Genomic DNA, 12,520 nt, shown 5'->3' with positions numbered 1-12,520 from the left:
TCGAGCTTTTATTTATCTGACAGATTATTGATTAATCTAAAATCTCAAAACGAGTATAAGGTTGCAACGCTTTCGGAATTTTTACTGTTCCATCAGCTTGTTGGTGATTCTCTAAAATTGAGGCTAAAATACGTGGTAAAGCCAAAGCAGAACCATTTAAACTATGTGCTAATTGAGTTCCGTTTTCATCTTTGTAACGTAATTTCAAACGATTCGCTTGGAAAGTCTCAAAATTAGATACAGATGAAACTTCTAACCATTTTTCTTGCGCTTCAGAGAAAACTTCAAAATCGTATGTAATTGCAGATGTAAATCCTGTATCACCACCACAAAGTCTTAAAATACGGTATGGTAATTCTAAATCTTCTAAAATTCCTTTTACGTGCTCAATCATTCCGTCTAAAGCAGCGTAAGAATTTTCTGGTTTTTCGATACGTACAATCTCAACTTTCTCAAATTGGTGTAAACGATTTAATCCTCTAACATCTTTTCCATAAGAACCCGCTTCACGACGGAAACATGGTGAATATGCAGTCAACGTAATTGGTAAATCTTCTGCTTTTACAATTGTATCACGGTAAATATTCGTCACAGGAACTTCCGCAGTAGGAATCAAGTACAAATCATCTTCTCCAATATAATACATTTGTCCTTCTTTGTCTGGTAACTGTCCAGTTCCATAACCAGAAGCCTCATTCACAACGAAGGGAGGAACAATTTCTGTATAGCCAGCATCAGAATTTTTATCTAAGAAAAATTGTGTTAAAGCACGTTGCAAACGAGCACCTTTTCCTTTGTAAACAGGGAAACCAGCTCCGGTAATTTTAACACCTAATTCAAAATCAATGATGTTAAATTTCTTAGCAACTTCCCAGTGTGGCAAATTGTTTGGTTTTGCAGTTGCATCTCCGTGTTCAAAAACGATTTCATTATCATCAGCATCTTTTCCTGCTTTTACGATTTCGTTCGGAATATTCGGGATTTGATACAAAATATCTTTAACGGATGTTTCGTAAGACGATAATAAATCTTGTAACTCTTTTGATTGAGTTTTTAAATCAACCGTTTTGTTTTTTAATTCATTAGCCTCTTCCGATCTTCCATCTTTAAACAAATTACCAATTTCTTTTGCTAATTTGTTGGATTCAGCTAATACATTATCTAATTCAAATTGTGTTTTACGACGAAGTTCATCCACATTTAAAACTTCATCAACAAGATCTAATTGTTTGAAGTTACGTTTTTTTAGTCCTTCAATTACACGATCTTTGTTTTCTTGAATGTAAGAAACTACTAGCATACTTTTATTAAATTTATACAAATGTATAAATAATTAATTTTTTAGAATAAAGATTAAATGATTTAGTATCAAAAATTAATCAAAATCTACTTATTTTTAAATTTTACTGTCTTTATTAGATAAATAATTGATATAATGTTTTTTACAAATAATATTCAAAAATTGTAAAATATTTTATAATTAATTGATAATTAATGTGTTAAACTTTATTTATTGAGAATTTATTAATACAACTATATTACATTGATTTTACATGCTGTTGTTTGCATTTCGAAATACATTTGTCAAAGAAAATTAATCGAAAATTATTAATAATTAAAACAATAAAACAATGAAAAAATTTTTCGCAGTAGTTGCAGTAGCAGCTTTATCTTTAGGAGCAGTATCTTGTGGTGAGAAAAAAGCAGAAGAAGCACCAGCTAACGTTGATTCAGCAGCAGTAACAGTTGATTCAGCAGCAGCAGTAGTTGATTCAGCAGCAGCAGTAGTTGACTCAGCAGCAGCTAAAGTTGATTCAGCAGCAACTAAAGTTGAAGGTGCAGCTAAAGAAGTAGCTCCAGCTACTGAAGCTCCAGCAAAATAATTTGAAATAACATTCAGATCATATAAAGAAACCACTTATTAGATAAGTGGTTTTTTTTATGCTGTTTTGCGATGTAAATATCTCGTTAGCTTGATTGATAAATCTAAAAGTATAATTTTAGAATTACCATTTCGTTCGATATGATACGACGCTTCATTAATTTCATTTAAAATATCTTCGATATTTGCTCCATGTATAAAAGGCGCAAAACCTTGCCATTTAAAACCTTCTGCATTGATTTGTAGAAAAACTAAATCATCAGATTGATACGTTTTTAATAAAGCTTGACGAAAAATCTCTGAACAATAATTCAAAAAATCTTTTTGCTCACTTCTCGACCAACTTGCAATTTGATTCGACCAATCAATCAAATCTTTTAAAACGGTTGGAGTTTTGGCTGCCATAAAGGCTTTTCGAACCCAAGTCACAAAATACTTATCGAATAAATGTTCGTCATCATTCAATTGATGCAACGCTTCTCGTACATTTCCTTGCGATAGAAAAGCAATATGTTGCGCTTTTTCTGGATTAATATTTTTCTTCTCAATTAGATAATCCTTTATATCCGATTGCGATAAACGAGGAATTTTAACCAATTGACAACGAGAAGTAATAGTTTGTAGAATCAAATCTTCACGTTCTGTTACCAATAAAAAAAGTGTTTTTTGAGGCGGTTCTTCAATTATTTTCAACAATTTATTTGCAGCTGCAGTAGTCATTTCCTCAGCTTGCCAAATAATCATGATTTTGTAACCGCCTTCGTAACTGTTCAGCGCTAGTGTTTTAACAATTTCATCTGCTTCATCAACAGGGATAACGCCTTGTTTTTTTTCAATTCCAAGATGAGACATCCAATCGGTTAGATTTCCATAGACATTTTCGTCTACAAAAGATCTCCAATCGTTTAATAAATACTTAGCAAGTGGCTTTTTTACACTTTCTGTTGCTGAATAAGGAAAAGAAAAATGTAAATCGGGATGTTGTAATTTATCTACTTTTAGATTGCATTGTTCGTTATTCAAACCACACAAAACCTCACGTGCATAAGCAATAGCCAAAGCCAAAGTTCCCGAACCTTCTGGACCAGAAAATAGCTGCGCATGACTTATACGACCATCTTTTATAGATTGTTGAAGTTTGTTTTTAATCTCCTGTTGTCCAATTACATTTTCCCAAAGCATAGTCCAAAGTTACTATTTTTATTTTTCAGAATTTATCAAACTTTTTAATCGATTGATTTCTTCTAAATTAGCAATTCCAGAATCGTCAATCATCGCTGATGAATGAAAGTAAGTAGCGTTTGTATATGAATCAATTTCTTTAATATTTGTTGAGCGCAAACCACCTCCAGGCATAATTGTAATTTGATTTTCTGCTTTTTTAACCAGATTTTTTAATTCACGTTTCCCATAATCTACATTACTATCCAAGCCAGAAGTTAAAATAGTTTTGAATCCTAAATCAATCACGATTTGAAGTGAATTTTCGGCATCAGAAGTTCTGTCAAAAGCGCGATGAAAAGTACAAGGAAAAGGTTTTGCAAGTTCAATTAATTCATGATTTCGTTTAAAATCAATTTCGTTGTCTTCATTCAAAATTCCAAAAACAAAACCATCAATTCTAAAATTTTTAATCATAATAATATCAGATTTCATTTGTTCAAATTCTTCATTAGAATAACAAAAATCTCCACCACGGGGGCGAATCATCACCATAATATCTTTGTCAGTTTCTTTTCGCAATGTTTTGATATCTTCAAAATCTGGCGTAATTCCACCTGAAGAAGCATCAGCGCATAACTCGATTCGATCTGCATTTGATTTTGCTGCAACTAAAGCTGATTCTAAGTTGAAACAAGCAATTTCTAATTTTTTCATTTTGTAATAGATTTTCCGTCAATTAAACGATTTCCATTTTCATCATAAACCGCAAAGTTAAAGCCTGGATGAATACAATATGAACCATATTCGCCTTGTTTGTTGATTGCAATAAAACCAACTTGAATCGCCGATAAATCTTTTTTACGCGATTTTGTTAATTTAATGATTCGATGAACAGCCTCCTTACATGCATTTTCTGGCGAATAACCTTGACGCATCAACTCCACAACCAAATGACTTCCCGCAATACGAATCACTTCTTCACCATGACCAGTAGCGGTTGCTGCACCAATTTCGTTATCAACATATAAACCTGCGCCGATAATTGGTGAATCACCAACACGTCCGTGCATTTTGTACGCCATTCCGCTCGTAGTACAAGCTCCAGAAAGATTTCCATAGGAATCTAAGGCAATCATTCCAATTGTATCATGATTTTCGATGTTAATTGGCATCTGATAATTGGTATCTTTCAACCATTCTTTCCACTCTTTTTCGGAAACATCAGTTAATAAATTCTCTTTTTTAAATCCTTTTTCCAACGCAAATTGAAGTGCCCCATTTCCAACTAACATCACGTGTGGTGTATCTTCCATTACCTTTCGCGCAACAGAAATTGGATGTTTGATATACTCTAAACTAGCAACAGAACCAATATTTGCTTGATCGTCCATAATACATGCATCTAAAGTTACTTTTCCATCGCGATCAGGACGTCCACCATAACCAACACTTCGTTCATTTGGATCAGCTTCGACCAATTTTACGCCTTGCTCTACAGCATCTAAAGCTGTTCCATTTTTACCTAAAACTTTCCAAGCTTCGGCATTAGCTTCAATTCCAAAACGCCAAGTAGAAAGAACAATTGGTTTATTGATTTTTGTTGAAGTAGTTGATCTTTTAGATGTAGTTTGCGCATTAAGATCAAGTTTTGTTGTACCTAAAAGTAAGCCTAAAGCTCCAAGATTTTTTATGAAATTTCTTCTATTACTCATGTGTTAATCGATTTCTAAATTGTGTTAAAACAAATATAATCCATATTATTGTATAACAGAATTTCTGTCAATCAAAACACTAAAAACTAATGAGATCAACTTTACTATCATTTATTCTGATGATGTTTTCATCATTAATTTTTGCTCAGAAAAATAATTATGCACAATATGTTAATCCGTTTATTGGAACAGGTGGACATGGACATACATTTCCTGGAGCGACTTTACCATTCGGAATGGTTCAACTTTCTCCAGATACTCGAATTGATGGAAGTTGGGATGGTTGTGGTGGTTATCATTATTCAGATGATTTTATTTATGGTTTTTCACATACACATCTAAATGGAACTGGAGTTTCTGATTATGGTGACATTATGTTGATGCCAACGCTTAATCAGAAAGGATTTATTCAAGCTGATTATGGTTCTAAATTTTCGCATAAAAATGAAAAAGCTACAGCAGGATATTATCAAGTTTTGTTAGATAAATATAATGTCAATGTCCGATTAACAACGACAACTCGCGTTGGTTTGCATGAGTATACTTTTAATAAAGCAGGTGATGCAAAGATCATTTTAGATCTTAATCATCGTGATAAATTAGTTGATGGAGAAGTGAAAATTGTAGACGCTAAAACACTTTATGTTTACAGAAATTCGGAAGAGTGGGCGAAGAATCAAAAGATTTTTGCCAAAATAGAATTTAATGTTCCGATGAAATTAACTGCTTCAAAAGACGGAAATATTACATCTAAAACATTCAAAGGAAATGAAATTGCCTTGGCTTTTGGTAAAAAGGTAAAGAAAGGTGAGAAGATTATGGTAAAAGTGACCTTATCTACAACTGGATATAATGGAACGGATGTTAATAGCAAAGAATTAACAACTTTTGATTTTTCTAAAACGAAAGCCGCTGCTGAAAAAGCTTGGGACAAAGAATTATCGAAGATTGAAGTGAAATCTTCAGATAAGAATAAACTAACTATTTTTTATACAGCGATGTATCACACGATGATGCAACCAAATATTTCGCAAGATTTGAATGGAAATTATCGTGGAATGGACGATCAAATTCATTTGGCAAATAACTTCGATTATTATTCGGTTTTCTCGCTTTGGGATACTTTTCGTGCGGCGCATCCTTTGTATACGTTGATTGAGAAGAGAAGAACGATTGATTTTATTAACACATTTATCAAGCATTACGAACAAGGTGGACGTTTACCTGTTTGGGAATTAGCAAGTAACGAAACCTATTGTATGATTGGTTATCACTCGGTTTCTGTGATTGCTGATGCAATGGTAAAAGGTTTCAAAGGCTTTGATTATGAGAAAGCTTATGAAGCAGCAAAACATTCGGCAATGTTAGATCATTTGGGATTGAAAGCTTACAAACAAAACGGATTTATTTCGATTGACGATGAACATGAATCAGTTTCTAAAACATTAGAATATGCGTACGATGATTGGTGTATTGCGCAAATGGCATTGATTTTAAATAAACAAGACGATTATAATTACTTCATTGAGCGTGCGCAATATTGGAAAAATTTATTCAATCATGAGACAAAATTTATTCAGCCAAAGAAAAATGGAGGTTGGTTAAAGCCTTTTGATCCGCGTGAAGTAAACAATAATTACACAGAAGCGAATGGTTGGCAATACACATTTTTCGCTCCGCAAGATATCAATGGAATGATTGATATTTATGGCGGAAAAGATGGTTTTGAGGCAAAATTGGATGAATTATTTAATGCACCATCAGAAACAACAGGTCGAGAACAAGTGGATGTTACGGGACTTATTGGACAATATGCGCAAGGAAATGAGCCGAGTCATCATGTAGCGTTTTTGTACAATTACATTGATAAACCTGAAAAAACGAAAGAATTAGTCCATAAAATTTTGGACGAACATTATAAAAATTCGCCTGATGGATTAATTGGTAATGAAGATTGTGGACAGATGAGCGCGTGGTACGTTTTGGCTTCGATGGGAATTTACAGTGTTACGCCAGGTTCTGGAATGTGGACGACTGTTGAGCCGTATTTTGATGAAATCACGATTAATTTAGAAGATGGAACGAAGCGTGTAATCACGAAAAATAATTATAAAGAAAATCAATTTTTAGGATTTGAATTCTTGAAAGATAGAGAGATTAAACCTATTTCTGAAAGTGAAAAAATTATAACGGTTCCAGTTTTGGTTGCTGAAGATAGATCATTTCAAAATAAAATGAATGTAGAAGTAAAATCTTCCGAACCTAATGCAAAAATTTATGTTTCGGTGAATGGTAAAAAAGCTGAAATCTATAAAAAGCCAATATCGATTAAAGAAACAACTACAATTTCTTCTTTTGTGGAAGTGGATGGAAAGAAAAGTAAAACGATTTCTGGAACGTTTACTAAGAAACCAAATGATTATACCATTCAGCTTAATTCTACTTACACACCGCAATATCATGCAGGTGGATCACAAGGTTTATTGGACGGTATTATTGGTGATAGCAATTGGAAAAAAGGCGATTGGCAGGGATATTATGACCAAAACTTTGAAGCAATAGTTGACATGAAAAAAGCGAAATCCGTTTCTTCGGTTGTCATGAATTTCTTGCAAGATTCTCGTTCTTGGATTGTCTTACCTACAAAATTAGAAGTCTATACATCGAAAGATAATCAGAATTTTAAATTGGTTGGAATGTTAGAAAAACAAGTTGATGCATTTGATAATAATGTGTTTTCTGATTCATGGAAAGTTCAGTTCAAAGAAGAAAAAGCACGTTATATCAAGGTAAAAGCGACAAATTATGGTGCATTTCCAAAAGGTCATTTAGCAGAACCTTTTCAAGGAAAGTCGTATATTTTTGTAGATGAAATAACAGTGAAATAGTGAATAAAAAGTTAATTGTTTTTAATTTAATCGTTATTGGATTAATACTTTTATTTCCAATAATAAATTTTTGTTGGATACATAGTTCTTCAAATTATACTTTTTGGGATATTTATTATCAAACCGAATATCATGAAATTATTTACATTCTTATTGGAATAATTATTTTCTCAAGTTTAATTAGTTTGTTTAAATACAGTAAGTTGATTAATGTTAATTTAGTTTTAACTTCAGTTTTTTTAATGATTATAATTGGAGTATTTATAAATGACATAATTAAATTAAAAAAGGAAGAAAAAGAATACATAGAAAGAGCAAAAGAAGATATTAAAAATGATAAAATTATTTTTCTTCATTCAGGAGGATTTCCTTTACCAGAATTTAGTTCTGAAACCTATGCTAAAATTGACAGTATTCACAATAAATATGGAGTAGATTATATAAATATTGGAGTTTTAGATTTTAAACATGATAAATTAGAACTAAAATATGAAGAAACTGTAAAGCCTTATCTTGAAAAACGTAATGGTAAAGATTGGAAGAAACGAATGCAAAAAGAATTAGATGCAATAAAAAGGGAAAAACTTTATTAACTAAACTTTAGTTAACTTTTTCGTAACTTTATATTCGAAATCGAAGAAAATGCAAACAGAAATTTTAAACAAAACATTACAAAATCGTTCTATCAATCCGACTGCGATGCGATTGTTGGTCTTGGATAAACTGATGAATGCAGAAGTTGCGTTGAGTTTGGCTGATCTAGAAATTGAGATGGATCAAGCAGATCGAGTAACAATTTATCGAACCTTAAAAACGTTTGAAGAAAATAAATTAATTCATTCAATCGAGGACGGAACGGGGTCTATAAAATATGCGCTTTGTGAATCGAGTTGCAAATGTACGCCCGAGTTTACGCATGCTCATTTTCATTGTAACAATTGTAATCAGACGTTTTGTTTGAGAAATATTCATTTGCCAGAAATCAATCTACCCAAAAATTTCGAAGTCGAACAATCTTCATTTATTCTGAAAGGAGTATGTGATCAATGTAAATCCTAAACTTTGCAACCAGATTGCAGCAATAACTTTATAATTTTGAAATATAAATTTTTGAATTATGTCTAAAGCTTGTTGTAGTACGTCAAATGACGAACATAAAGATACTCATGATCACAATCACGAAGGTCATGACCACGAACACAATAATAGTAAAATTTTATTAGGTGCCAGTTTAGCTATTTTCTTTGCTGGGATTTTTGTTCAATATGTTTTAAAACCAACTTGGTTTGTTGATAATCAAACTATTCGTTTGATATGGTTTGGCATTTCTTATATTATAGTAGCATTTCCTGTTTGGGGAGAAGCCTTTAAATTAGCTAAAAAGCTAGATTTTTTCAATGAATTTTCGTTGATGGGAATTGCAACTTTAGGTGCTTTCATTATTGGAGAATATCCAGAAGGTGTAGCGGTAATGTTGTTTTATACTATTGGCGAAATGTTTCAGGAAGCTGCGGTTAATAAGGCAAAAGGAAATATCAAAGCCTTGTTAGATGTTCGCCCAGATACAGCGCATGTTTTACGCAATGGTAATTTCGAAACAATAAAACCGCAAGATGTGGTAATTGGAGAAACAATTCAGGTAAAAGTTGGGGAAAAAGTTCCGTTAGATGGAATTATGATTTCAGATAAAGGAAGTTTTAATACTGCTGCTTTGACGGGAGAAAGTAAGCCTTCAATTTATAAAACTGGAGAAACTGTTTTGGCAGGAATGTTAAATCTTGAAAATGTAATCGAAATTCAAACGACTAAAAAATTTGAAGATAGTTCGATAGCAAAAATCTTACAAATGGTTCAAGATGCGGCTTCTCGCAAAGCACCAACTGAATTATTTATCCGAAAATTTGCAAAAATATATACACCAATCGTTTTCTTTTTGGCTGCAGCTTTGGTAATTATTCCTTACTTTTTTGTTGACAATTATGATTTTCATGATTGGTTGTACAGAGGTTTAGTTTTCTTGGTTGTTTCTTGTCCTTGTGCGTTGGTTATTTCGGTTCCGTTGGGTTATTTTGGTGGAATTGGAGCGGCTTCTCGTAACGGAATTTTAGTAAAAGGTTCTAACTTTTTAGATTTAATGGCGAAAGTAAACACAGTTGTGATGGATAAAACTGGAACAATGACAGAAGGTGTTTTCGAAGTGCAAAAAATTGAAACGAATCTCCCTGAAAATGATTTTTTAAATCTTGTTTCGGCTTTAGAAAAGCAATCTACACATCCAATTGCGAAAGCGATTGTGGCAAGTCATCCATCAGAATTGAAAGCAATAGAGGTGGAAGAAATTTCTGGAAAAGGTTTGAAAGGAAAAGTTGATGGAAAAATAGTTTTAGCTGGAAATACTAAATTATTAGATTATTTCTCGATTCAATATCCACAAGAAATTCATGATATTGTAGAAAGCATTGTGGTGGTTGCAGTTGATGAAAAATATGCTGGATATATTACAATTGCTGATAAAATCAAGGAAGATGCGCAACAAGCAATTCAGAAAATGAAAGCTTTAGGTGTTTCGAAAACGATTATGTTGAGTGGAGATAAAAATACCATTACGCAAAAAGTTGCAAAAGAAGTTGGTGTTGATGAAGCTTTTGGTGGATTGTTACCAGAAGGAAAAGTAGAGAAAGTTGAAGCATTGAAAAAAGATCAAAATCAAGTGGTGGCTTTCGTAGGTGATGGAATCAATGATGCGCCTGTTCTAGCGCTTTCTGATGTCGGAATTGCGATGGGTGGACTTGGAAGCGATGCTGCGATAGAAACTGCAGATGTTGTAATCCAAACCGATCAACCTTCTAAAATTGCAACGGCGATAAAAATTGGTCGTGAAACAAAAAAGATTGTGATTCAGAATATCATTTTAGCAATGGGCGTTAAAATTATCGTGCTTTTCCTTGGAGCAGAAGGAATTGCCAATATGTGGGAAGCTGTTTTTGCAGATGTAGGTGTTGCTTTATTAGCAATTTTGAATGCTGTTCGAATTCAACGAATGAAATTTTAGATAAAAAATAAAGCGATCAATTGATCGCTTATTTTTTTATGTATAAATCTTTCATCAAATCTAAATCAACCTTTAAAATATCAGTTAAATAATTTTCGACTGAACCAAAATTCTTATTAATCGCTTCATAAGAGCTTTCCAAATATTCAGGTAAAACATCAATTAGATATTTATAATTCGGATCGATCTTTAAGATGTGTGCATATTTTTGTTCCAAAAAGATATTAGAAGCCAAGTAATCATCCATAATTGTATCTAAATCGACTTTCAAAGCAGATAAAATCATTGCTGTTGCAAATCCAGTTCGATCTTTTCCTGCAGTACAATGAAATAAAATTGGCGTTCTATTTTTATGTTGAATAATATCAAAAAAGCTTTTGTATTGCGTTTGACACGTCTTATCTAAAACAAAATCCTCGTAGATTTTACACATAAATTCTTTTGGATTTGAAATTCCAGCTTTGAATTGTTTCACTAAATTTTCGAAATGTCCAGAAGAAATATCCAAATGAACTTCGTGATTACAACTATTTGGAATGCGATCTTGATTTTTTAAACGTTCGTAAGTCGTGCGTAAATCAATAATTGTTCGAATTGGAAAATCGTTTAAAATCTCCAAATCATCATCTGTCAAATTTGCTAAATCATCAGATCGAATTAACAATCCTTTTCTAATGACTTCATTTTTTGTGTTAATTATTCCACCTAAATCTCTGCAATTAAATCCGCCTTCAAGTGGAAGAGTTCATTGTCCGAGCGAGATTTCGCATAAAGTATTTTCCATTTTCTGTTCGTTTTTTAGGTTATTTTTAATATGTAAAAGTTAAGGTTAATTATTTAGTTATCATATTAAAATCGTATTAAAAAAAGTATAACTTTTTACTTTAACATTTTATTATTCTTATTCAATCTAAATTTACTTTATATTCGCATAGAATTAGAATAAATCTAAATAATCTGATGGGAGATAAAGTGAAAATTGCGAAGGAGAAGTTCATCTTAAAAAAGAAAGAATTTGTGACACCACATCTTATTCGCGTTCATTTGGAAAATGATGATGTATCTTTTTTTAAGGATACAACGTTGGGCGGAACATGTAAATTACTTTTTCCTCCGCTTGGGATCCGTGATATTCACTATGCTGAGTATGATGAAGAGAATCAAAAATGGATTTCGCCATCAGAAAAATTTAAACCAGTTTCTCGTACCTATACGTTGCGCGATATTGATGCAAAAAACAATGTGATTGTGATTGATATTGCAAATCATGGATTGAATGGTCCAGGATCGCGTTGGGCAAATGAGGCGAAAGTTGGAGATATGATTGGAGTTTCGATGAAGTCGAAAAAAAAAGATTTGGCTCCAAAAACAGATTTCATTTTCTTGGCTGCAGATTTAACAGGCTTGCCTGTAATTTCAGCAATTATAGAGTCGCTTCCTGCTAAAACAAACGGAATTGTTTGTGTGGAAGTCCCAACAGAAGATGATATTCACCAAATTGAAACGAAAGCAAATTTAGAATTTAAATGGATTGTGAATCAAAATGTAGGAAGCGGAATAGCTTTATATAGTTTGACAAAAAATCAGAAATTTCCGAAACGCAAAGATGGAAAACGTTTTGCTTATGTTGCGGGGGAATCTAAATCTGTAAAGGAAATAAAATCATTTTTTAAAGATGATTTAGAATGGAAAAAAGACGAATTTTATTGTACATCGCATTGGAAAGCTGGAAAAGCAGAGAAAAATGCATTAGAAAATTGTCACGATAAAATAGAACAAGAATTGTTGGTAAGAGTTTTCTAAAAACAAGAGGGATATTTAA

General features: G+C 32.4%; 10 protein-coding genes and 1 pseudogene. 5 read left to right on the top strand and 6 right to left on the bottom strand.

The annotated features are described in order from the left end of the window. Positions 1 to 31: 31 nt before the first annotated feature. The 5 genes from serS to N5D46_RS03935 all read right to left on the bottom strand — a co-directional run bounded on the left by serS (position 32) and on the right by N5D46_RS03935 (position 4,758). The gene (gene serS, locus N5D46_RS03955) at positions 32 to 1,300 is read right to left on the bottom strand and encodes a serine--tRNA ligase (protein WP_038334750.1); all 1,269 of its coding nucleotides are present in this window, start codon (positions 1,298 to 1,300) and stop codon (positions 32 to 34) included. A 315-nt stretch (positions 1,301 to 1,615) separates the two neighbouring features. Beyond that, entirely contained in the window at positions 1,616 to 1,918 is a 303-nt protein-coding gene (locus tag N5D46_RS03950) for a hypothetical protein (protein WP_180905654.1), read from the bottom strand. 21 nt (positions 1,919 to 1,939) lie between these two features. Beyond that, the gene (locus N5D46_RS03945) at positions 1,940 to 3,064 is read right to left on the bottom strand and encodes a DNA polymerase III subunit delta' (protein ID WP_280049235.1); all 1,125 of its coding nucleotides are present in this window, start codon (positions 3,062 to 3,064) and stop codon (positions 1,940 to 1,942) included. An 18-nt stretch (positions 3,065 to 3,082) separates the two neighbouring features. Then, entirely contained in the window at positions 3,083 to 3,760 is a 678-nt protein-coding gene (locus N5D46_RS03940) for a copper homeostasis protein CutC (RefSeq protein ID WP_280049234.1), read from the bottom strand. Then, positions 3,757 to 4,758 carry a N(4)-(beta-N-acetylglucosaminyl)-L-asparaginase gene (locus N5D46_RS03935; protein ID WP_125349213.1) on the bottom strand — a complete coding sequence of 334 codons (1,002 nt, stop codon included), beginning with the start codon at positions 4,756 to 4,758 and terminating at the stop codon, positions 3,757 to 3,759. The genes N5D46_RS03940 and N5D46_RS03935 overlap by 4 nt, the downstream gene beginning before the upstream one ends. Positions 4,759 to 4,847: 89 nt before the next feature. On the opposite strand from N5D46_RS03935, the gene N5D46_RS03930 reads away from it, so the two are divergent. The 4 genes from N5D46_RS03930 to N5D46_RS03915 are packed head-to-tail and all read left to right on the top strand — an operon-like array spanning position 4,848 to position 10,698. Next, a complete protein-coding gene (locus tag N5D46_RS03930) occupies positions 4,848 to 7,646 on the top strand; it encodes a GH92 family glycosyl hydrolase (protein ID WP_280049233.1) in 2,799 nt (932 codons plus the stop codon). After that, a complete protein-coding gene (locus N5D46_RS03925; RefSeq protein WP_125349940.1) occupies positions 7,646 to 8,239 on the top strand; it encodes a hypothetical protein in 594 nt (197 codons plus the stop codon). The genes N5D46_RS03930 and N5D46_RS03925 overlap by 1 nt, the downstream gene beginning before the upstream one ends. 49 nt (positions 8,240 to 8,288) lie before the next feature. After that, complete coding sequence (locus tag N5D46_RS03920; protein WP_125349939.1) at positions 8,289 to 8,705, top strand: transcriptional repressor; 417 nt, start codon at positions 8,289 to 8,291, stop codon at positions 8,703 to 8,705. 58 nt (positions 8,706 to 8,763) lie between these two features. Then, a complete protein-coding gene (locus N5D46_RS03915; protein ID WP_280049232.1) occupies positions 8,764 to 10,698 on the top strand; it encodes a heavy metal translocating P-type ATPase in 1,935 nt (644 codons plus the stop codon). Positions 10,699 to 10,726: 28 nt separating this feature from the next. On the opposite strand, the pseudogene N5D46_RS03910 reads toward N5D46_RS03915, so the two are convergent. Then, positions 10,727 to 11,428, bottom strand: a pseudogene (locus tag N5D46_RS03910) (tyrosine-protein phosphatase); the annotation flags it as partial. A gap of 230 nt (positions 11,429 to 11,658) precedes the next feature. On the opposite strand from N5D46_RS03910, the gene N5D46_RS03905 reads away from it, so the two are divergent. Further along, on the top strand, positions 11,659 to 12,501 hold the full coding sequence (locus N5D46_RS03905) for a siderophore-interacting protein (RefSeq protein WP_125349936.1): 843 nt from the start codon (positions 11,659 to 11,661) through the stop codon (positions 12,499 to 12,501). The last annotated feature ends 19 nt before the right edge of the window (positions 12,502 to 12,520 follow it).

The organism is Empedobacter sp. GD03865 (assembly GCF_029840775.1).
GTDB lineage: Bacteria > Bacteroidota > Bacteroidia > Flavobacteriales > Weeksellaceae > Empedobacter > Empedobacter falsenii_B.
The sequence above is the reverse complement of the archived record's forward strand: the minus strand, read 5'-3'. Positions and strand labels throughout refer to the sequence as shown.

Coding starts and splice junctions, on each gene's coding strand:
- serS (WP_038334750.1), bottom strand. CDS start 1,300: ATGCTAGTAGTTTCTTACATTCAAGAAAACAAAGATCGTGTAATTGAA.
- N5D46_RS03945 (WP_280049235.1), bottom strand. CDS start 3,064: ATGCTTTGGGAAAATGTAATTGGACAACAGGAGATTAAAAACAAACTT.
- N5D46_RS03940 (WP_280049234.1), bottom strand. CDS start 3,760: ATGAAAAAATTAGAAATTGCTTGTTTCAACTTAGAATCAGCTTTAGTT.
- N5D46_RS03935 (WP_125349213.1), bottom strand. CDS start 4,758: ATGAGTAATAGAAGAAATTTCATAAAAAATCTTGGAGCTTTAGGCTTA.
- N5D46_RS03930 (WP_280049233.1), top strand. CDS start 4,848: ATGAGATCAACTTTACTATCATTTATTCTGATGATGTTTTCATCATTA.
- N5D46_RS03920 (WP_125349939.1), top strand. CDS start 8,289: ATGCAAACAGAAATTTTAAACAAAACATTACAAAATCGTTCTATCAAT.
- N5D46_RS03915 (WP_280049232.1), top strand. CDS start 8,764: ATGTCTAAAGCTTGTTGTAGTACGTCAAATGACGAACATAAAGATACT.
- N5D46_RS03905 (WP_125349936.1), top strand. CDS start 11,659: ATGGGAGATAAAGTGAAAATTGCGAAGGAGAAGTTCATCTTAAAAAAG.